This is a genomic window from Microbulbifer magnicolonia, from assembly GCF_035117725.1.
In the GTDB taxonomy this organism is placed as follows: domain Bacteria; phylum Pseudomonadota; class Gammaproteobacteria; order Pseudomonadales; family Cellvibrionaceae; genus Microbulbifer; species Microbulbifer magnicolonia.
Genome location: NZ_JAYEFD010000002.1, coordinates 1,144,465 through 1,166,573, shown reverse-complemented (window position 1 = coordinate 1,166,573; position 22,109 = coordinate 1,144,465). Strand labels below are relative to the sequence as shown.

Below are 22,109 nucleotides of genomic sequence, written 5' to 3'. Positions count from 1 at the left end.
TACACAAAGAAGAAAAAAACAGCATCAGCTAAGTGCCACCGCCGATAAATCAAATTTCAAATACTGCTGTAATCACTATTGCAATTTAAATCATCATTCCGCAAAGGAAACCGACGATGAAGAATATAAGAATAATTACACTGTGTTTAGCTTCCGCTATAGGCATTACACTTTCAGGCAACGTCTTGGGACAAACCAGCGTCATTGAAGTTGACGCCGTAAAACGACAGACCGATTTGCCGCAAGTAACCCCTGGCGCTCTACGTGATCTGAAGAAATATAGAGACCATCACTGGGACTTTGAGGATGGAACCCTGCAAGGCTTCCGACACGAGGACGCAACTGGTGGTGGTGCCACTGGTGCCTTTCATGGTCAGCCAACCTTCGGCGACAACGTGTCTTCTGCGCGCGCGCTCAATACAGCGAGCATGCGCTTACCGGAAAATCCCTGCGCGGGACTGGTCCTGGATGCCGCTACCGAGTGCGAGTTTAACCAGGGATCAACCCATTATTATCTGAAGCAGCTCAGAAACGACCTTAATCGTCTAAGTGCCGATCTCCAACGCGTAGGCGGCGGCTATGCCAACACCGCTTTTCCCATTGGCAAAGAAGGCCTGTATTGGATCGGGACATACGAAAATCGTCCTTCACGCCGAATACTGTCGGACTCTGTGCCCGGCCGCTTTGCCCCGCGCCCACAGCCCTGGGGAACCACCCAGGGCGACCGACTGACGGGACGGCTGGTATCAACAGAAATCGAGTTACAGCATAAGTACTTTCACTTTCTTGTTGGTGGCGGCTGCTCCAAAAACGTCGGCGTTTACCTTCAATCGCGAGTGCCAAGACTCAACAACGCCGAACGCACCTCAGTCGGTGCACCGCTTGCTGGCGTATCTGTAACAGGCGGCACGGCAGGTAGAGGTGTACTCCCAACGACGAAACCCACATCCACCCCAACGATCACCACGGAGTGGAAAACTCTGTCCGATGCATCCGGCCGGCCGATTGCCGCCCGCGGCTTCTGCATAGAGAACATGGTCCGGGTCTCCTTCGATATTGGCCATCTTTCTGGCACCAAAGCGCGCATCCTAATCGAGGACAAGGATTCTGGCGGTTGGGGCCATATCAACGTCGACGATATCTGGATTAGCAACCGCCCAGCGAAGCCAAACAGACGGGACACAGACCCGGTCTTTGGCGTTGCCGATTTACATGCCCACTTGATGAACGAAGAAGCGTTTATGTCATATCCCGCCGATGGAAGGCAACCCGATGCCCGGGGGTTGTGGGGCAGCGCTCTCGGGCCGATCAGCGCGCTGGGGGCCTGCAACGATATTCACACCACCAGTGGCAATGGCTTCGTGCGCCCACACGAAACGCACTTTCATGCCGATTACACAATGTGCCGCGACATGTGCCTGAACTTGATCGAGGGTGCCGGACTGCCCGAGAAAGATGGCGACCAGACGCACCAGAGCCCGGGCCTTGGCGGGTACCACAATACGCAGGGTGGGTATCCGAGCTTTGTAAACTGGCCCATGTGGTACTCTGCCATACATCAACAGATGCACTGGGAGTGGGTTAAGCGTGCCCATGCCGGCGGCGTCAGAATGATGATCGCTTCCGTCGGCAATTCCGAAGTCATCGCATATGGCCTGACCAAGGAAAAGGATCGCCCCTTTACGTCTGATCAGGACGCAATAGCAAAACAGATTCCTGCAATTAAACGCTTTGCCAGGGAAAATTCCGACTGGGCGGAGGTCGCTTACACCCCCCGCCAGGCCAGGCGGATCATCAATTCCGGGAAGCTTGCGATTATCATTGGCGTGGAAGTCGATCACGTGATGGACAGCTGCGACGCTAATGTCACGCGTGAGCGCCACCACGTTGCGCGGGAATATGCCCACCCTGACCTGTGGGCCTCGCGAAATGGAATGGACATCGGCCTGGTCGGCAGTGCCGTCGGTGTTGCCCAATTCCTGGGGGGAGCCACACGCACCATGCACTACGCCGGCCATCCAAAATCCTGCTCCCCGGAACAAATTGAAGCACGTCTCGACGCCTTGTACCGTGCGGGCGTAAGACAGATAACTCCCATACATTTTTCCGATAGCATGCTGGGTGGTTATGCCATCAATGGTGCACTGTTTACTGCCAGCGCCATTTTTGGCGACCCCGACGCACGCCCCCCGAAATTCATGGCGCTGGAGGAACTTGAGCGAACCTATGGCGATCGGGTTCATCCACCCGAGCCTGTCGAACGCGAGGCCTACTACGGAGAAAACAAAAGGCGGCTGGAAGAATGGCGCAACACGCTCCCGTTTTCCTTGCAGCTCAATGAGGTGAATATTCCCATTTGGGCAAAGCTGGAGCCACATGCAATTGCTGACGGAAATGTCATGCCTGAAGGTATTGGCCGAACAGTCGCCGAGTTTTTTGCAGGGCAATGTGTCGAAGACGAAGGCTGGCGAATTGCATTCGGATTTTTGACCGCTGGCGCCTCTGAGGCCACCTGCGCAGCCACAACGTTAAACAATGAGATGTTCGAGGCGGCCCGCTCCACCATGCCCTTTGAAGGTGCTACCGATTCGGCACTCATGATTCCATTGGAGCTCAGCGACAAACAGAAAAAGCTGCCGTTTCATATTAACAGCCGGTCCTTAACCGCAAACGGCCAGGATTTCCTCAATTGCTATGATGCGGCGAGGCATGTTGATTGATATCCAGCACTCTTCAGAGCGGACCAAGGGAGGGATACTAAACCTTGCACACAACTATCCGCTCATGGCATCCCATGGCGGCGTTCAGGACGGTCAGCGTGTCAGTGAGAACATCCTGTCCGCCAAACAGCTATCCCACATTTATTCTCCTCCCGACCGCTTCCTGGCCGGCGGGCTGGTGGGGCTAGGAGTGCAAAGTTCCCACGAACTTGTCAAGCAAATCGGCATCGTGGGCGGAGGTGGTGACCGCGAGCGGCTGACCGACAGCGAGCGCGAGATCCGGCTGCAAACTCGGGGCATCGCACTTGGAACGGACTTTAATGGCTTTGATTGGCATGCCGCACCGCGCTTCGGCCGCTACGCCTATTATCATGAAGATACCCCCGCCGATCGCAGCAACCGCCAGCGCAGCGGTCGTATCGGCGCCAAGGTCAACTATGCCAGCTATCCGGAATCCAGTAATCCGTGGGCTAGCACCAAGCCAACCTGCGCTCCGGCCTGCACATCCTGGAGCAGCCGCACGGCAGAACATCGCCCGATCAATCCAAGCCAAGTTACCCAGGGGAGCCGCGTAACCAGAACCTTTGATATCAACTACGATGGCCTGGCGCATTACGGCCTGATCCCGGACTTCCTGCAGGAAATCTCAGTACTGGGCACAAGCTCCGAGCAAATGGGCGCGGTGTTCCGCTCGTCCGAGGCACTGATCCAGATGTGGGAAGAGACTTGTTTTCTCGCCTACCAAAAGCGTGACCGGCCGAGGAGCCTGGGAATGGGTTGCGGCCCCGCATCCGAGAATCAATAGTGCCCGGGTTCCGTCCCGACATGGCCGCTTGGGAGACCTTCCCAAGCCGGCCTGCGCTACGGTAAAGTCGCCGGCGAGTGCACTTTGACGGTGCGGTGCAAACCTCAACATCCCAGCGAGAGATAACAGCATGGCAAATACGGAAATTACTGAGATCAAGCGTATCTTCACCACGAGACTCGATGTGCTCGATCACATCCTGTCAGTCGGCGAAAAACATTTCCCGGATATGGACGCGATCATGCAGGAGCGTCTCGCCGAGGACATGTACCCGTTCGGCGCCCAGATCGCCTTCGTCTGCAACCAGCCGCTGGGATTTGCCCAGTGGTGCGCCGGCCAGCCGATCGAAAACCTCAGCAGGGAAGTGGACTCTCTGGCAACCGCGCGCAAATATATCGCACAGACCCGCGAGCAGGTTGGTGCCATTGCCGCGGATGACAGCAAACTCGACGAAGTGAAACGTATCGGCCTCGGGCCGGGCCGGTACTGCGAACTGCCGGCGCGGCAGTACATCAACGACTATCTGATGCCCAACCTGTATTTTCACATCACCACCGCTTACGCCATTCTGCGCAAGCTCGGCGCCCCGGTCGGGAAAGCCGATTTCATGACCTACCTCGCGCCCCATGTCAGGGAAGAGGCCTGATTAACTACTGCGCGAGCGGGCCAACGGTCCCTCGCAGGAGCCTGCTTGCAGACAAAAATCTAGCTAGCTAAGCGGCAAAAATTCGCTTGCTGGCAGACTCTTAAAACACTCGCTCGTCGTTCCGGCGCAGGCCGGAACCCAGGTGCTCCGCAACTGGATACCGGTACCGGATCAAGTCCGACACAGGCTCTGCGCCGGTATGACGAAGAGAATAATAGTGCCCATCCTGCGATTCATGGCCTTCGGGCCCGGAATTTTCCGGGCCCGCGCAGCGTTCAATTCGCTGCAGAAACCTCCGCCTGTCGCGTCAGCGTCTCGCCATCCAGCAGCGTCGGCTCCCCCAGACCCAGCTCCTCCAAGCGGCCGAACTGGGTCGCGCGGTCGCCGACCACCAGCCAGATCATCGAATCCGGCTGCATGTAGGCACCGGCAATCTTCTGCACCTTGTCCACGGTCATGGCCCTGGCGATGGCCTCGCGCTCACGCACATAGTCGGCGGGCCAGCCGTAGCGGCTCATGTTTTCCAGCAGGCCGAGCTTGGCGGACGCGGTCTCGAAGGCGCGGGTGTTGCTGCGGATCAGGAAGGAGCGCGAGTTTTCCAGGTCCCGCTCGCTGTAGGTGGGCGCATAGTCTTCGAGGATGTCGCGGATCAGCTGCACCGACTCCGCGGTGACATTGGCGCGCACACCGCTGCCGATCCCGAACTCGCCGCCGCTTTTCCCGGCGTCTATGTCGGAATAGATGCCGTAGGTGTAGCCCTTGCCCTCGCGCAGCTGCTGCATCAGGCGTGAGGCGAAGCCGCCGCCGCCGAGGATGTAGTTGCTGAACACCGCCGGGTAGTAGTCCTCGGACAGCGCGGACATGGCCGGGCGGCCGATGCGCAGTACCGACTGCTTGGCCCCCGGCACGTCGATAAAGTAGATACCCGGTGCCGCCGCCACCGACTGCGGATCGGGGATCTTGATCTCGCGGGCGGGCCAGCGCTCGACCAGGGGACCGGTCGCCTTGAGGAAATCCTCGCGGCTGATATCGCCCACCACATGGGCGCGGCTCACCGATGGCGAAAAATAGTCGCGGTGGAACGCCTTGAGGTCGTCCATGGTGATGGCGGCCACGGATTCCTCGGTGCCGAGCAGGCTGTAGCCGCGGATGCTGTCCTCGCCGTGCAGCAGGCGCGCGAAGGCCTTGCCGGCGATGGCATTGGGTTCGGCGGCGGCGCGCTTGATCTGGCTGGTGACGCTCTTCTTCGCCAGCACCAGTTCATCCTTGTCCCAGCGCGGCTCCAGCAGCATTTCCTCCACCAGCGCGAACACCTGATTGAAGTTGCGCGCCAGGGTGGTGACATCGATGCGGATGGCATCCTCCTCGGCGGATACCTCGATGCTGGCCCCCAGTTTCTGGATGGCGGTTTCCAGTTCTTCCGGCGTGCGCCTGGCCGTGCCTTTTTCCATCAGCATGGCGGTGAGGTTGGCCACGCCGGTCCTGTCGAGCCGCTCGTGCAGCTGGCCGCCGTCGATCACCAGGCTGAAGTTGACAGTCGGCACCTCGCTGCTCTCGATTCCGGACACCCGCAACCCGTTGGCCAGCGTCGCCTGCCACACGTCCGGCACCGCGGTTTCGGCGGGCGCACCGTAAGCGGGTTCTTTGCTGCGGTCGAAGCTGGACGGCGTGTGCTCGTAGTCCGCCGCTACTGAGGCATCGAACTGCGCCTCGGCGCCGTTGACGATCTGCTCTTCCACCACCTCAGCCACACTGGAGTCCGCCAGCGCCAGTTCGGCCTGGCCCTTGGGCACGAAGCTCGCCGCCACATACGGCTTGTCCTTCAGGTACTTGTTGTACACCCGCTGCACGTCTTCGTCGGTCACCGCCAGCAGGCGCTGGATATCCTCGCCCACGTAGCCGGCATCGCCGGTGTACACCTGGTATTGGGCCAGCTGGAAGCCCTTGCCCAGCACGCTGGCGAGGCCGTTGTAGAAGGCCACTTCCTGGCCGGCCTTGATGCGCTCCAGGTCCTCCTCGGCGATGCCCTCCTTCTCGAACAGCGCAAAGGCCTTCTCGATGCCGGCATAGACCTCGTCCAGGTCGCGGCCCCCGAACGCGTGCACCTGCAGCTGTATCTGCCCGGCCAGCTCGGAATCGTAGCTGCCCATGGACACGTCCGCGGTCAGCTGCTCGTCCTCCACCAGCACCCGGTACAGCGGCGCGCGCTTGCCGTCGGACAGGTATTCCAGCAGCACCGCCAGCGGGTAGCTGTCCGGGTGGTAGCGCTCCACCGCCGGCCAGGCCAGCGTCAGCGCCGGCTCGCGGGCAAAGTTGTCCTCGTGGTAGCGGCGCACCGACTCCTTCAATACCGCCGGCTGCTTGGGCGCGCGCTCGATGGCGTCGCCCGCCGGTATTTCATTGAAGTACTTGTGCACCCAGGCTTTCGCCTGCTCGGGATCGAAATCGCCGGCCACCACCAAAGTCACGTTGTTGGGCACATACCAGCGGCGGAAGAACTCCTTCACGTCGTCGAGGGTGGCCCTGTCCAGGTCCTCCAGCGAGCCGATGATCTGCCAGCTGTAGGGGTGCCCCTCCGGGTAGAGGTTGCGGTCGATCACGTACTGGGTGTGGCCGTAGGGGCGATTGTCGACGCTCTGACGCTTCTCGTTCTTCACCACCTGCTTTTCCTTCGCCAGCACCGGCTCGGTCACGGTGTTGATAAACCAGCCGAGCTTGTCGGCCTCGGCCCACAGCATCTTCTCCAGCGCGTCCTTGGGTACCGTCTGGTAGTAGTTGGTGACATCGCGGGAGGTGGAACCGTTGGCCCCGGAACCGCCGATGCGCGCACTCATCGCATCCAGCCCGCCCTTGCCCAGGTTCTCGGACTCCAGGAACAGCAGGTGCTCGAACAGGTGCGCGAAGCCCGTGCGGCCCTCCTTCTCCCGCGCCGAACCCACATGCGCCGTCAGCGACACCGCCACCACGGGATCGGAGCGGTCGATATGGAACAGCACGTTGAGGCCGTTATCCAGCTGGAACTGCTGGTAGTCGATAGCGAACTGGGACGACTGTTCCGATTGCGGCTTGGGTTCGGGTTTGGAGCGGTCGCAGCCTACAAGGCCGAGGGCCGGGAGGGATGCGGCGGCCAGCAGGGCCATGGAGGCGGTGAGGTTCCTGAACATGGTGGGTTCCTATGCGTGGTTATGCGCAGGAAGATAGCAGGAGTGGTGGGGTTGGGCGACGGCGCGTCGACGGCCCGAACGCAATTTAGGAATTGATGACGGTGGTCCGGCATCACCACCTATTCACCGCTGCGCCACTGGAATATCGGCCCCGGCAGCCATGTGGGCGTTATCGGCCTCGGCGGGCTCGGGCATATGGCGGTGAAACTGGCGGTGGGCCTGGGCGCCGATGTCACCGTACTGAGCCGCAGCGACGACAATGAAAAAGACGCGCTGGACCTCGGCGCCGACGGCCTGCTGGTATCCAGTGACGAGAATGCCATGGCGCAGGCGCAGTCATCCTTCGACCTGATTATCGACACGATTCCGGTCAAGCACGACCTCACCCCATACCTGCGACTGCTGGATATTGGCGGCGCCCTGGTAATGGTGGGCCAGGTAGGCGCAATCGACGGGCTGGACAGCGAGCCGATGGTCCTGGGGCGCCGCTGCATTGTCGGTTCCGCCATCGGCGGTATCGCCGAGACCCAGGAGCTGATCGACTTCTGCGCCAAGAAAAAAATCCTGCCCGAATGCGAGATCATCCAGATCGGCGAAGTGAACGACGCGCTCCAGCGGCTCAAGCGCTCGGATGTGCGCTATCGCTTTGTGATTGATATGGCTTCGCTGGCCGCGCCCTGATCGACGCGATTGGATAAACCAACGCTACTTTAAGCGGCACCCCGGCGTATGGTCTTGTGCTCACCTGCAGGGAGTGCCTGATAGTCGGTGGTGACATCACGAAAGTTGGAACCATTTGCATCGGAACCGCAGATGCGCGCACGCATCGAATCTGGCCCGCCCGTGCCCAGTTTCCAGGACTCCAGGAACAGCTAGTGCTCGAACAGTTGCGCAAAACCGGTGCGGCCTTCCTTCTCCCGCGACAAATCCACAAGGGCCGTCAGCGGCACCGACACCACCGGATCGGAGCGGTCGATATGGAAAAGGATGTTCAAGCCATTTTCTAGTTGAAATTTTAGATAGGCGATAGAGAAGTCGGTCTTTGACTGTTCTCAAGACTGAGCCTGAGGTTCAGGCTTCGGAGTGAATACAGTCTTGCAGCCGTCATAGCCCATCAGGGCAATAGCCGGGATGGATACTGCTGTTAGTAGGACCAGCGATGCCGTGAGAGTCCTAAACATCGTGGGTTCCTGTACGTTGTTATGAACAGCAAGATAGCAGGAGTCGTGTCTAGCGGGGACGGCAACATAGTTAGTCAACACCAACAAATTACAGGTAATAACAATAATCCCCCAACTGCTGTTTATCGTGTTATAAACATGCAAAAATGAGATATGCGTCACGCCGAGAAAAAGGCACACAACACGCGTATGAACCTCGCATTGATTGCTCAAATTATGAGCAAGGAAAAACGCTGAAAAACCTCGGCATTCGATTAAACAGCCCTCTTATCGCTGCCTGCTCACCCGAGGAACAAAATACAACAGTACAATCACTCTGGAGCACTATCCGGTAGAAGAAAGGCAGGCACACTAGAAACTATTTATAAATCCAGAAAAAAAATGCCTTGAGTTAAATTTCTATATACGCCCCCACAATTGCAAGTTTATTACTTGCCTTGAGAGCTAAAAAAAAAAAGGATTTACCTGAATGTCCAGTAGTAGAGCTTCACACCGGAAGGTTTCAAAGAGCACCTTGTCGATGTTTCTACGCACAAGATGCGACAGGGAACTATATCTTTCACTGCACGACAATAGGAGTATCGGAACTTTAGGGTTGCCGGAGCCTGTAAAGCGACCAGGAATAGGTACTTTATCGATTGCTGGGCGAGAGTTAGAGCTTGAACGAAACGATCAGGTAGTTAGATTATTCGGCAGTTCAGCGATATTTAATCGCGGGGCAAGCAAGTTCAATGACATTAATCTCAGCAGCGCTCTGCTAAACCTCCAACACTACCCTTGTGTAGTAATTCAGCCTAAGTTTTCGGTAAACGCCATAAAACAGCAAATTCTGCATAATATTGGTGTATCAATACAAGATGCCGCATTGATTCCGCCAATGGCAGATTTCATTCCTGATCTACTTTTAATTCAGCCCGCTCAAGCTGATGATCAGGAAGTCTTAATCAATGGCACTAGATCTCCAATTTCACCAAGCGAGCAGCGGTTGGCGATCAAAGTCTTTGACATTAAGCACACAAGTGAATCCAACCCCAGCTACTGCGCAGAAATAGCGATGTATTGCTTAATGCTTGCAAACTGGCTAGCGAGCAGCCCTGCCCTGAGTCGCCGGTATTATATTTCAGCAAACGCTTACTTATGGACTTTAAAAAAACAGGGTAATAGTGCGATAGATACAGTTGAGGGTCAGCAAGGAGCCAGTATTGGTGACTATGCAGCGGCATTGATCGAGGATTCAGAAGTGGCGCATCTCCGCTACTACTTAGCAACTGTGCGGCAATTTTTTGAAGATATAGCCAGGGTAATCAGAGTAGGCGACGCCTCTCCTGATGCTTGGAAGGATTTAGATTGGCATGTTGTCAGCTCATGCTCTAACTGTGATTGGCTGGGGGATAAGCGGCATTTAGGCAGGACGCAACACACTCTTATCGATAGTAACCGAGGTGGATATTGCATCACTACTGCTACGGACTCTGGTCATTTGAGTTTGATTCCCGGCATTACTAGAGGTGCGAAGAAAACTCTTGAATTAAATTCCATATCTGACGCTGCATCTTTGGCTGGGTCGACAGGGCACCCCGCTTTACAGCAGCATACGATGTTAAAAAAGGAAGCGGCTATTCTTCCTGCCAAAACTAGCGCCATTTTAAATAATCAGCTTGATAATGATCCAAATGCTGTAATTGCGTCTTTGGCAGGCTATGCCAACCTTCAGTTGTTCTTGAGTATAAATTTCGATGCGAGTGCAGGGCTATTGACAGGCATGTCGATCTCAGGGCTAGTTACGAGTTACACACGAGGCCAGGCCCCTGTACGATTTCCTACTGTTCCATTCGTCGTGGATGAAAAAACTATTGACGCAGAATGGGTGGCCTTGGAAGGACTACTGAGCCAAATTGCGGACAATATTGATCGGGCTGAACAGCAATTAGGTGGGGATAATCTCAAAGGTCAAATTCATATCTGGGAAAAAAGGCAGTTTACTGAACTGTGTAATGCTATAGGGCGTCATTTGCCAAGAGTTTTGAATCTTAGTGATCGAAAAGCGAAGGCGCTGGTTTGGATTTTTCCGCCAGAGGAGTTAATTGCAACTCCTAGGGCTATAGAGGCATCGACTGTAGTTATAGTCGAAGATATCGTGAGGCGTATGGTTTTCACGCCAACACCTCACGTTATCACGTTATTCGATACAGCTGAGACATATTCTAACTTGCAGCGTCCTCCAGTCGTTCGTGATTCGTATTTTCGAGAATATTTGAGCAATGGCATTCCGCGAGAGAGAATTTATGAAATATGGAGTAATGCACCGCGTATAAAGAGAGGCCCTAATGTAATACCTCGAAATACGCTTATTTCTGATTATTCAGACGCATTGAAAAAGCAATCCCTATCGCTGCAAACAATATGTGACAAGTTAAGAGATGATTATAGAGGAAGCTTTAAATCTACTGCCCCTAAAATTCCGACAGCGATTCCCCGCGGTGCGACTGGCGTAGCGTTCGACGCAAAATTATGGATCTGGTGGGATAACCTTAATTTTTTGACCTCGCAGCTTGAGGCGCACTTTCGACTTGTACTGGAAGGAAAGAGGCTAGAGGCAACCTATGAGGCCATCATCTTAAATAATGGTCAGGACTTAGGAAATGGGAGATTCTCTTTTGATGTTGAAGCCACATCGGCGGAGGCAAAGTTCAAAACGGATAGCTCGCTTACAGTTGGAAAAATTGGGAAGCCTGGTTTCCCACTGGAATACGTTAATAATGTGATAGCGCCCGCTGCTCAGCCGTATCCAGGCGATCAATCTCCACTTAACATGCCCCTGTGGTCTGTTTTAGAAACGAAACTTATCGATTTTGACCGAGTCAACTTAAGGGCTGTAGTTGAATTTTCGTACTGGCGTGATCCTGCATTTGCCCAATATATTGTTGATAATTGTGTAGAAAGCCTTTTGGATGAGGTATTTCTGCTAGAGTCAAAAAGCCCGAAAGCCTATAACTGGGCAAATACTAGCACCGAAATACTCCGGGAAATAGGAAACCCTCCTATTGCTAGGGTAGATGTGAACGCTGCAGCGGCAATGGGAATTACACCTCCTAAAAGGCAAACTAGAATAGGTGGAAATACACCGGCTGCAGAAATCTTATGGGACGCTGCGACACTTGTTAGAACTTCAAGAATTTCATCTGCTGAGGCTGATAACATTGCTAATGTAGCGGAAGCTAATAATCAGCTTAATGCATCCCAGAAGCAGGCAGTCAAAAACTCAGCAGAAAAAGCTCTCACAGTAATTTGGGGTCCGCCAGGCACCGGTAAAACTAAAACTCTCTCCGCGTTTATTCATGCGATATCGCAAAATTCCAGTATTGCTCAGCGACCGTTAAAGGTACTCATCACAGGTCCCACTTATAAAGCAGTAGAAGAAATAATAGAGCGAACACATAGATTGCTATCAGCCGATGCGACGGCAACTTGCACATTAAGCTTTGGTTATTCAGCAGCGCGAATTACTGGAAGGCTAATACTTTCATCGTCGAGTAATTTGACCTATTCGACCTTTTCGCTTGATAGCCGAGATGCGGATTATCAGCAATGCCTGACAAATTTATCTGAAAATAGTGGTGTTCATATAGTGGGCGCTCAGATAAGACAGGCTCGTCGGCTTTCAAAGGACTTATCTGCAGGTAGAGATTTCATTAACGACGTTTTTGATGTAGTGATTATAGATGAAAGCTCGCAAGTTCCCGTGTCCAATGCATTATCTGCACTCTGCGGCTTAAAGCCTAATGGGAGAGTAGTCGTTGCTGGAGACAGTCTCCAAATGCCTCCGATAACAGCAGTTGAAGCACCATTGGACGCGTCTTACTTGGTTGGCAGTATCCAAACTTATCTTTTAGAGCGTGATTTTGGTCTGCCGATAACTCCATGTGTGCTTGATAGAAATTATCGCTCTTCACGTGCAATCGTTGAATTTGCCAAAACTATAGGGTATCCAGACACTCTTGTTGCTGAGTTTCCCGATACAGCTTTAACAATCTCACGCCAATTTCCTAATCAACGCCAGTATCCTGCTCATCTGCCCTGGAGCGATCAATTTGCGACGTTGTTGTCTTCAGAAAATTCGGTTGTTGCCTTGCTTCATGAGGATGAAATTTCATCTCAAGGAAACCATTTTGAGGCGAAGCTAGTAGCAGGGCTGGTTTGGATCCTTAGACAGACTGTCGGCGCAGATTTAAGCGGCAGGGGCGCATCGAACAATACAACACCAACTCCCGATAAATTCTGGAGTGAATGTGTGGGCATTGTTACTCCACATCGAGCTCAGCGCGCTCTCGTTATTAGGGAGCTGGAGGCTCTATATCCTACTGAAAAAAATTTAATTGATGATGCCGTTGATACTGTGGAGCGCTTCCAGGGAGGAGAGCGGCACAGTATTATCGTGACCTATGGAGTTGCAGACGTTGATGTAATCTCTGGAGAAGAGGCGTTCTTGTTGCAGCTTGAGCGAACAAATGTGGCCATTTCTCGCGCCATGGGGAAATGTATTGTAGTTATGCCAAGGTCTCTGGCGAAACATATTCCAGAAGATAAAAAAGCTTTGGAGACTGCACATGCATTAAAAGACTATCTTGATGAATTCTGCAATGTAAGAGTAGATTGCGAATTTTCCGACCCTCAAGAAGTTCGACCCGGCCAGATAAGGATTCATAGATAGCTGTTATTATGAAAAAACTATCAAATTCGGCTCGATATAAACTTAACGCTGTATGCCCATATTACACCATGTTTCCACTTGAGTTTCCCATGGCTGTTCTCAAGGGGGCTGATCGAAATTCGATTGTATTCGATCCTTTTTGCGGGAGAGGAACGACTAACTTTGCAGCTCAGACTTATGGTATAAAATCTTATGGATTTGACGCATCACCGATAGCTATCGCCATCGCGAAGGCTAAGCTCGCAAATACTGATGTGAATTCGGTAATGGAGCTTTTGGATGAATTGCTTCAGCTACCGAATGTTAAGGTGCCTCAAGGAGAATTTTGGGAATTAGCATTTCATCCAGATACACTTCAGGATGTCTGTAAGCTAAGAGATTACTTACCTCTAAAAAGAGATACTGATGTGGTGGTAATGCTAAAAGCTATAGCCCTTGGGTGCCTACATGGCCCAATGACTAAGGACCCCCATAATCCCTCCTATTTTTCAAATCAAATGCCAAGGACCTTCTCAACTAAGCCAAATTATTCGGTAGGCTACTGGAAAAAGAAAAAGTTATTTCCAATTTTTGTTGATATTAGGACACCAATAAGAAAGAAGGCTGAAATGGTCTTGAAATATATTGATGCTAGTGGAGCAAGACCAACTAATATTGTCTGCACCGACAGCCGAAAACCTTCTGGCTATCGGAAGATAGCAGAAAATATTGACTTGGTGATTTCATCGCCTCCTTATTATGGCATGCAAACATACGTGCAAGACCAGTGGTTAAGAAATTGGTTTATTGGTGGACCAGAACATGTAGATTACGACATCAACAGCCAAGTTAGCCATGAATCTCCTGAGGCTTTTTCAAAATCTTTGGCTCAAGTCTGGAATAACATTTCAAAGAGGGCATCAGAAGATATAAGGCTTGCTATCCGTTTCGGCGGTTTAAGATCCAGAAAGGGTTGCTATGACTCAATACTTCGAGAGTCTTTCAAAATGGCATCGGAAAACTGGTCAATCTATTACAGTCGAAACGCAGGGTCTTCTTATAAAGGTAGAAGACAGGCAGAGACGATGGGGGATAGAGCAAAGTCCTCTCCCATCGATGAGAAAGACTATTTTGTAAGATTTACTTGAGCGCGTATTAGTTGGCTAACTCACAAGAAGTTAGTCGAAATATTTAGGCACAACAGTATTCACACAGAACCTCTCGACGAAAAAAAATCAACTGTAAGTTGTGTGGCGACGTTAAGGTACCATCCTGTCCGTAAATTCTTTGGACGACGATTTAAAAGCAGGCCACAGTTAGATGTGGTTAATGCTAAATGCTCAGCTCCAAAAAGGAGAAAGTATTGACGGAGGTCAATAATATGGGCTGCAAGCTGCAGCCTCGAGATCCAAATAAGTGGGCGGCCAAGGAAGGCCGCCCTAACGGTTACAGATGGCGAGTTTCCGCTGGCGTTGCAAACCCGTTGTCGTTACGGCCGTCGAAATATCGAATCGGCGCATCGATCAGTTCCTGCGGTGTGACATTGTCCAGCGTAGACAAATAGACGGCGACATAATCGCCACCAATTTTCTCCACACATCCCTTGCCGAACGAGCGCACGCCGCAGTGTTTACAGAACAGGTGATGAGCCTGCTTACCGCCAAACTGATAATTGCTGAGCGCCTCCTGGCCTTGTACCAGGCGGAAGTCACCGGGCTTAATCAGTGCGGCCCATTCGCGGGCCTTGGTGCAAATTGAGCAATTGCATTTGCCGGTGCCTGTGCTCAAGTCGATATCCGCCTCATATTGCACCGCGCCGCAGCAATAAATAGGGTCAGATCAACATTATGACGCCGGATTCTACCAAATAAATCAGCGTCACAAATTTGATCTGACCCCATTTACTAAATCGATGCCAGTGTTCCCTCACCGGCTATCGCCCACCAATTCTCTCAGCTCAAATCATCAATATTCCTGTCTGGGCAATCCCCCACCAAGGGAAATTTTTCCGCCACATAATTTGCCTTTGCTGTCGATTTCCGACTACCTGATGCGACTAGTGGATACCGACGCAATCCATCGTTGGCTGTAATCGAGGAAATAACATGTCCAGAATGATGTTCGTAAACCTGCCTGTTGCCGATTTAGGGAAATCCATCGAGTTTTTCTCCCGACTCGGCTTCGAGTTCAACCCCAAGTTCACCGATGACACCGCTACCTGCATGATCATCGGCGAAAGCAACTTTGTCATGCTGCTCACCCGCGAGAAGTTCCTCAGCTTCACGCCCGGTCTTGAGGTCTGCGATACCGGCAAGCGCACCGAGGTGCTGGTGTGCCTGTCCGCAGAGAGCCGTGCTGAGGTGGATATGCTGCTCGACAAGGCCGTCGCGGCGGGAGGGACGAATTTCCGCGATCCCGAGGACCACGGTTTAATGTACGGCCGCTCCTTCCGGGACCTGGACGGACATATCTGGGAGATTATGTGGATGGATCCCGCTGCGGTGTAACGCTGCCTCGCTTCGAAAAATAGGCGGCGACACGGTCGCCACCTATTTCCCTCATCTAGCCTTGCCTACCCTTATCCACCATTTCCGACCGGGCGCAGGCCGCAGTGGCAGCTGCCCTGGCAGGTCTGTTCCATCAGGCCGTTGCCTCAAGCGCGTCATCTTTTTCCATGGCTCGACGGTGGGCATCGCGCGCGGTGACCCGCTGCGCGTAGTCGATGAATTCGATCCGCTTTTCGATCGTGCCGAACTGCAAACCCCAGTTGATGTGCGCACCAACATAGACATCGGCGGCGGTAAAGCGCTCGCCCGTTACATAGGTGTGACCCATAAACCAGCTGGAAAGGTTGTCGAGCACCGCCGCGTAGCTGCCGTAGCCCACCGTCATCTGCTTCTGCGCATCCGGCTCCACCCCGAGTGTCTTGAAGTCGGTAATCGCCGCCTCCAGTGGCCCGGCGGCAAAGATCAGCCAGCGGTAATAGCTGGCGCGCTCGTCGGGCGCTGGGGCCAGTCCCGCTTGCGGAAATGCCTCCGCCAGATACGCACAGATGGCCGCGCCCTCGGTCACCACCTGGTTGCGGTGCACGATGGCCGGCACCTTGCCCATCGGGTTGATCTTCAGGTAGGCGGGCGCTTTCATGCTGGCACCGTATTCGAGAATCTCCGCGCGATAGGGCGCACCCACTTCCTCCAGCATCCAGCGCGCGATGCGACCGCGGGACTGGGGGTTGGTATAGAGAATGACTTCATCTTGCATAGCTGCTCTCCGTTGCTCTTTGTTTCTGTTCGGTTGTCAGTGCCTGTGAAAGGAACGGGAGCACTGTAATCGCCAAATAGGCTATATTCCGCCCTAATAAATTTTGCGGGATGCAAGTCATGTCGAATCCGACAACACGCGTGCTGGCGCTGCTGGAGTTGCTACAGAGCCACGGCAATGCCAGTGGTAGCGAACTGGCGCAGATGCTCGGCGTAGACGGCCGCACGCTGCGTCGCTACATCGCGACCCTTGAGGAGATCGGTATTCCATTGACGGCCGAGCGCGGGCGCTACGGCGGCTACCGGTTGGTGTCTGGCTACAAGCTGCCGCCGATGATGTTCACCAACGAGGAGACGCTGGCCATCTCCCTCGGCCTGCTGGCGGCACGCGGCCTCAGCGTGGGCGAAGTCTCCACCGCCGTCGCCAGTGCCCAGGCCAAGCTCGAACGGGTCATGCCGCAGAATCTGAAACGGCAACTGCGCGCGCTCGGCGATAGCGTCACCCTGGATCTGGTGCCGTCGGCGGCGCCGGACAGTGCCACGCTGGCAACCCTGGCCGCCGCCGCCCAGAACCGATGCCGCACGGTGTTCGACTATGCCGGCGGCAGCAGTAGCGGTAACGGTGGCAGTAACGGTGGCAGCAACGAGAGTAAGACGCGGCGCGAGTTCGACCCCTATGGCCTGGTGTTCCGCCGCGGTCGCTGGTACGCAGTGGGCCACTGCCATCTGCGCGCAGATCTCCGCACCTTTCGCCTCGACCGTATGCAGCAGCTGCGCCGGCTGGAAGTTCCTTTTCAGCGGCCACAGGATTTCGATGCCGCCGCTTATCTCACCAGCAGTTTTGCCAGCATGGATTCGGGCATTGAAGTGGAGCTGTTGCTGCATACGGACCTGGCGAATGCCAGTGCCGTACTCGGCGACGAACTGGGACTGCTGACACCCAAGGGGGATGCGGTGTTATGGCGCGCGCATACCGGCTGCCTGAACTGGTTTGCGGCGCAGCTGGTGCGACTGCCGTTTGCCTTCGAGATTCTCGCACCGTCAAACCTCAGGGCGGAGTTGCGCCGCCAGGCGGAGAGACTCTTGACCATGACGAAGGCCTAGTATGTCTGCACAAACAGCGTCCGCGGGAAGCCGCGTAAAGGGCAAGATCAGCAGCTGGAACGACGACAAAGGATTCGGCTTTGTTGAGCCAATGCCTGGGGGCAAGCGGGTCTTTATCCATATCAAGGCCTTCGCCAATCGCCAGCGTCGGCCGCAAACCGGCGATGTGGTGACATTCGAGCTGTCTTCCGACCGACAGGGGCGCCCCCGCGCAATCAAAGCCGTGCTTGCCGGGGACAAACCCCAGGTCAGGCGCAAATCCGCTGGTTCCCATCCAACCGGTTCCCGCCCAATGCTGATCGGCCTGATATTTTTCGGGCTGGTTGCGGCTTCGGTAGCGCTCGGCAAGTTACCCCCGCTGGTGCTGATGTTCTACCTCGGCATGAGCCTGCTGACCTACCTGCTCTATTACCTCGACAAGTCCGCGGCGCGCAGCGGTGGCTGGCGCACCAAGGAGAGCAGTCTCCATCTGCTGGCCTTGCTGGGCGGCTGGCCCGGTGCTTTGATTGCGCAGCAGAGGCTGCGGCGCAAATCCCGCAAGCAGCCGTTCCGCTTCCTATTCTGGCTTACGGTGCTCGGCAACCTCGGCGCTCTGGCCTGGCTCCATACGGCGGAGGGTTCGGTTTACCTGCGCGCGCTACTGGGTAGCTACGGCAACTTTCCTTTTTGAGCGATTCGAGAACTTATGAAAGCTTTCTTGTTGGGCCTTGCCCTGATCGCCGCCGACGACCTGGCCTTCGCAGAAGCAGCGGCAACTGCCGGCTATGTCATTGAGCATGAGGCGGAGATCGCGGTACAGCAGCCGGGTCCACACAAAGGCGGCGGCGAAACTACCGGCTACCCGTTCTTCGCCGATGTCCCCGCCATGGACCTGGTGTTTAAAAAACGCGTGCTCCACCCGAGCTCGGCGATCGGGTATCACGAGCAGCACAAGGACGAGATCTATTATGTGGTCAGCGGTTCCGGCGAGCTGACCATGAACGGCGAGAAGTCCAAGGTGGGGCCGGGGACGGCGATTCTCACACGCACGGGCAATGCCCACGGGCTGCGGCAGACCGGTGGCGAAGATCTGGTTATCTTTATTGTCTACCGGAAAGAGTCGCAGCAGTAGGTGACTCACAGACTTCGTTCCCGACCTGTACGACTGCTGTACACTGCCTCCTAAACCCCGCGCCCACTATCCGATCAGCTCAGGAGTGACCAGTCATGTCCCTATTATTTGAAGAAATTGACAGCCAGGCCTCACCCCTGGGGGAGATCTCCCTGCGCAGGCGGCGTATCCCCGCGCTCGGGGACAGGGATATCTACGAGGTAAAGCTCGGCGAAGAATTCCTGATGTCGAGCATGTTTGTGGAGGCGGAAGAGGCCCTGTCTAATCTCGGCCTGGCTCGGGTTCAGGGCGACAGGCTCGATGTGGTCGTCGGTGGACTGGGGCTGGGTTATACCGCCGTGGCGGCACTGCGGGACGAGCGGATTGCCGAGCTGCTTGTGGTCGAGGCCCTGGACACGGTCATCGGCTGGCACAGGGATGAACTGGTGCCGCTGGGGAAAACCCTCAACGCAGATGCGCGCAACCGCTATGTGCACGGCAGCTTCTTCGATCTGGCCACGGCCCCGGATACAGGCTTTGACCCGGACAGCCCGGGTAGGAAGTTCGATGCCATTCTGCTGGATATCGACCACTCCCCGACCGAATTCCTGAATGCGGCCAACGCGGGCTTTTATACCGGCGACAACCTGGCGCTGATGGCGGAGCAACTGAAACCCGGGGGCGTATTTGCCATGTGGTCGCAAAACCTGCCGGAGGAACGTTTCGAGACTTTGCTGAAAACGGTTTTTGAAACTGTCGATTCCCATGTGATTTCTTTTTATAACCCCTTCCTGAATGGCGAATCTACAAACTCTGTTTATGTCTGCGTGAAGGGGGCGGTTTCGGCCAGAAAGTGATGGCCAGCTATAGTCTTTAGGACCAGGCCGCAGATGATGGGCACGTCGCTGCGCTTCTCTTGCATGTTCCGCCCCCCTACCGGGAAAGCGGCTTGTGTCGGCCAGTGGCGACGGGGTTTCTGGATTCCCGCCTGCGCGGGAATGACGATACTTAGAGATGTTCGAGAGTCTGTGTCGCGCCAGATCCGCGGGGGGATGAGCCCGTACAATCGCGTCAGCTCCGCCACACCATAGTTTCACCGGCAGATAGCCGGCCAGGTAGTCAGTCAAGATGCAGGATTCCCAACCCAACAACCCGCTCCACGGTATCACGCTGGCCACCATCGTCGAGGAGCTGCAGGCGCACTATGGCTGGGACGGGCTCGCGGAGCGGATCGATATCAATTGTTTCAGGAATGATCCGTCCTTGAAGTCCAGCCTCAAGTTTCTGCGCAAGACGCCCTGGGCGCGCAGTAAGGTCGAGGCGCTGTATATCGATACCTTCCATGACCCGAGCCATGACCCGAGCCATAAACCGAGCCATAAACCGAGCCATAAACCGAGCCGCAAACCGGGCCCGTGGGGCCGGCGCTGACCGGCCATTCCGTGCCGCGCAGCCGGCCTCGCACGGTCAAACTTTGAGCAAAACCCCTCGACTCCGGGCCGCCAAATCCCTATAGTGCGCGGTCCGCTGTCTCTCTGTACCGCCGCTTTGGCGACGCTGGGTTCCCAGCATAGTCACTGTTGCAGCGCCTTACACAAGCACACAAGCCCCCGGGAATACACTCTTGATCACCACCGCGAACATCACCATGCAGTTCGGTGCCCAGCCGCTGTTTGAAAACATCTCTGCCAAGTTCGGCAACGGCAACCGCTACGGCCTGATCGGGGCCAATGGCTGCGGCAAGTCCACTTTTATGAAGATCCTGAGCGGCGCGCTGGCGCCGACCGCCGGCAATGTGTCCATGACCCCCGGCTGCACCCTGGGCATCCTGAGCCAGGACCAGTTTGCGTTCGAAGACTACACCGTGGTGGACGCGGTGATCATGGGCGATACGCGCCTGTGGGAGATCAAGCAGGAGCGCGAACGCATCTACGGGCTTCCGGAGATGAGCGAGGAGGACGGCATGCGCGTGGCGGAGCTGGAGGTGCAGTTCGCCGAGCTGGACGGCTACAGTGCCGAGAGCCGCGCGGGCGAGATCCTGCTGGAGGCGGGCATCGAGGAGTCGCTGCACTTCGGCCTGATGAAGCAGGTAGCACCGGGCTGGAAGCTGCGCGTGCTGCTGGCGCAGGCGCTGTTTGCGGACCCGGACATACTGCTGCTGGACGAGCCCACCAACAACCTGGATATCCACACCATCCACTGGCTGGCGGAGGTGCTGAACCAGCGCAAGTCCACCATGATCATCATTTCCCACGACCGCCATTTCCTGAACCAGGTGTGCACCCACATGGCGGATATCGATTACGGCGAGCTGCGCATCTTCCCCGGCAACTACGACGATTTCGTCGCGGCCTCCACGCTGATCCAGGATCAGCTGCACGCGGAGAACGCGAAGAAGACGGCGGAACTGGAAGAGCTGCAGTCGTTCGTGAACCGCTTCTCCGCCAACGCCTCCAAGGCCAAGCAGGCGAGCTCGCGGGCCAAGAAGATGGAGAAGATCAAGCTGGCGGAGATCAAGCCGTCCAGCCGGGTGCGGCCCTACATCACCTACCAGCAGTGCAAGAAGCTGCACCGGCAGGCACTGACGCTGGAGGGCCTGTCCCACGGCTTTGACAATGAGCCGCTGTTTGCCGGTGGCGAGATGATCCTGGAAGCCGGTGCGCGCCTGGCGGTGATCGGCGAAAACGGCGTGGGCAAGACCACCTTGCTGCGCTGCCTGGTGGACGAGCTGCAGGCCGACAGCGGCGTGGTGAAATGGTCTGAGAACGCCGCCATCGGCTACTGTCCGCAGGACAGCAGTGCGGACTTCGACAACGACCTGACCATCTTCGAGTGGATGTCCCAGTGGCGCACGCCCAAGCACGACGACCTGACTGTGCGCGGCATGCTCGGCCGCCTGCTGTTCACCGCGGATGACGCCAACAAGAAGGCGCGCGTCTGTTCCGGTGGTGAGAAGAACCGCCTGCTGTTCGGCAAGCTGATGATGATGGAAACCAATGTGCTGATCATGGACGAGCCCACCAACCACCTGGATATGGAATCCATCGAGGCCCTGAACAAGGCGCTGTCCCAGTACGAGGGCACCCTGATCTTCGTCAGCCACGACCGCCAGTTCGTGTCTTCCCTGGCCGCCCGGGTGCTGGAGATCAAGGACCGCCAGCTGATCGACTTCCAGGGCACCTACGACGAGTACCTGACGGACAAGGCGCGCGCGGAAGCCCGCGCGGCCTGATTCGACTGACCTGGCGCAGATCTCCGGATATACCGCGATCTGCGCCAGGTAATATCTGAACAATTTGTAGACAGGGCGGCCAGTTCCCTATAGAGTGGCCCCTGCTAGAAAGAAAGACTTTTATTGATACCGCTATTTCGCTGTTTTATTCGTAATACCTCGTCCTGCAGTTTTTAAGAGCCTTTACCTCCAGCACCACCCGCCTCTCGCAGGCATC

17 protein-coding genes are annotated in these 22,109 nt (G+C 55.5%); 13 read left to right on the top strand and 4 right to left on the bottom strand.

Features of this window, described 5'->3' with window-relative positions:
* Window positions 1–116: 116 nt before the first annotated feature.
* The 3 genes from RRF64_RS14420 to RRF64_RS14410 all read left to right on the top strand — a co-directional run bounded on the left by RRF64_RS14420 (window position 117) and on the right by RRF64_RS14410 (window position 4,171).
* Window positions 117–2,720, top strand: coding sequence for a hypothetical protein (locus RRF64_RS14420; protein WP_323846593.1), 2,604 nt, complete (start codon window positions 117–119; stop codon window positions 2,718–2,720).
* The gene (locus RRF64_RS14415) at window positions 2,710–3,525 is read left to right on the top strand and encodes a hypothetical protein (RefSeq protein WP_323846592.1); all 816 of its coding nucleotides are present in this window, start codon (window positions 2,710–2,712) and stop codon (window positions 3,523–3,525) included. The genes RRF64_RS14420 and RRF64_RS14415 overlap by 11 nt, the downstream gene beginning before the upstream one ends.
* A 130-nt stretch (window positions 3,526–3,655) precedes the next feature.
* On the top strand, window positions 3,656–4,171 hold the full coding sequence (locus RRF64_RS14410) for a DUF1993 domain-containing protein (RefSeq protein WP_323846591.1): 516 nt from the start codon (window positions 3,656–3,658) through the stop codon (window positions 4,169–4,171).
* A 275-nt stretch (window positions 4,172–4,446) separates the two neighbouring features.
* Here RRF64_RS14410 and RRF64_RS14405 read toward each other — a convergent pair whose 3' ends face one another.
* The gene (locus tag RRF64_RS14405; protein WP_323846590.1) at window positions 4,447–7,335 is read right to left on the bottom strand and encodes a M16 family metallopeptidase; all 2,889 of its coding nucleotides are present in this window, start codon (window positions 7,333–7,335) and stop codon (window positions 4,447–4,449) included.
* 162 nt (window positions 7,336–7,497) lie between these two features.
* Here RRF64_RS14405 and RRF64_RS14400 point away from each other — a divergent pair, with 162 nt between their 5' ends.
* Window positions 7,498–8,016 (top strand): zinc-binding dehydrogenase, encoded by a 519-nt coding sequence (locus RRF64_RS14400; protein ID WP_323846589.1) that lies wholly within the window; start codon window positions 7,498–7,500, stop codon window positions 8,014–8,016.
* Between the two features lie 191 nt (window positions 8,017–8,207).
* Here the strand turns inward: RRF64_RS14400 and RRF64_RS14395 are convergent, their stop codons facing one another.
* Complete coding sequence (locus RRF64_RS14395; protein ID WP_323846588.1) at window positions 8,208–8,330, bottom strand: hypothetical protein; 123 nt, start codon at window positions 8,328–8,330, stop codon at window positions 8,208–8,210.
* A gap of 781 nt (window positions 8,331–9,111) precedes the next feature.
* On the opposite strand from RRF64_RS14395, the gene RRF64_RS14390 reads away from it, so the two are divergent.
* Complete coding sequence (locus RRF64_RS14390) at window positions 9,112–13,227, top strand: DEAD/DEAH box helicase (RefSeq protein ID WP_323846587.1); 4,116 nt, start codon at window positions 9,112–9,114, stop codon at window positions 13,225–13,227.
* A gap of 8 nt (window positions 13,228–13,235) precedes the next feature.
* Window positions 13,236–14,354 carry a DNA methyltransferase gene (locus RRF64_RS14385; RefSeq protein WP_323846586.1) on the top strand — a complete coding sequence of 373 codons (1,119 nt, stop codon included), beginning with the start codon at window positions 13,236–13,238 and terminating at the stop codon, window positions 14,352–14,354.
* 298 nt (window positions 14,355–14,652) lie between these two features.
* Here the strand turns inward: RRF64_RS14385 and RRF64_RS14380 are convergent, their stop codons facing one another.
* Window positions 14,653–15,018 (bottom strand): GFA family protein, encoded by a 366-nt coding sequence (locus tag RRF64_RS14380; RefSeq protein WP_479691298.1) that lies wholly within the window; start codon window positions 15,016–15,018, stop codon window positions 14,653–14,655.
* Window positions 15,019–15,311: 293 nt separating this feature from the next.
* Here RRF64_RS14380 and RRF64_RS14375 point away from each other — a divergent pair, with 293 nt between their 5' ends.
* Window positions 15,312–15,713, top strand: coding sequence for a VOC family protein (locus RRF64_RS14375; RefSeq protein WP_323846584.1), 402 nt, complete (start codon window positions 15,312–15,314; stop codon window positions 15,711–15,713).
* Window positions 15,714–15,846: 133 nt separating this feature from the next.
* Here RRF64_RS14375 and RRF64_RS14370 read toward each other — a convergent pair whose 3' ends face one another.
* Entirely contained in the window at window positions 15,847–16,467 is a 621-nt protein-coding gene (locus tag RRF64_RS14370) for a glutathione S-transferase family protein (RefSeq protein WP_323846583.1), read from the bottom strand.
* A 119-nt stretch (window positions 16,468–16,586) separates the two neighbouring features.
* Between RRF64_RS14370 and RRF64_RS14365 the strand changes: the two genes are divergently transcribed.
* The 6 genes from RRF64_RS14365 (at window position 16,587) to RRF64_RS14340 (ending at window position 21,892) form a co-directional block, all read left to right on the top strand.
* On the top strand, window positions 16,587–17,570 hold the full coding sequence (locus tag RRF64_RS14365; protein WP_323846582.1) for a helix-turn-helix transcriptional regulator: 984 nt from the start codon (window positions 16,587–16,589) through the stop codon (window positions 17,568–17,570).
* Between the two features lies 1 nt (window position 17,571).
* Window positions 17,572–18,240, top strand: a complete 669-nt coding sequence (locus RRF64_RS14360) for a DUF1294 domain-containing protein (protein ID WP_323846581.1) — start codon at window positions 17,572–17,574, stop codon at window positions 18,238–18,240.
* Window positions 18,241–18,255: 15 nt separating this feature from the next.
* Entirely contained in the window at window positions 18,256–18,681 is a 426-nt protein-coding gene (locus RRF64_RS14355) for a cupin domain-containing protein (protein WP_323846580.1), read from the top strand.
* Window positions 18,682–18,776: 95 nt separating this feature from the next.
* A complete protein-coding gene (locus tag RRF64_RS14350; RefSeq protein WP_323846579.1) occupies window positions 18,777–19,517 on the top strand; it encodes a spermidine synthase in 741 nt (246 codons plus the stop codon).
* 271 nt (window positions 19,518–19,788) lie between these two features.
* Window positions 19,789–20,091, top strand: a complete 303-nt coding sequence (locus tag RRF64_RS14345; RefSeq protein WP_323846578.1) for a VF530 family protein — start codon at window positions 19,789–19,791, stop codon at window positions 20,089–20,091.
* 193 nt (window positions 20,092–20,284) lie between these two features.
* Complete coding sequence (locus RRF64_RS14340) at window positions 20,285–21,892, top strand: ABC-F family ATPase (RefSeq protein WP_323846577.1); 1,608 nt, start codon at window positions 20,285–20,287, stop codon at window positions 21,890–21,892.
* Window positions 21,893–22,109: the final 217 nt, after the last annotated feature.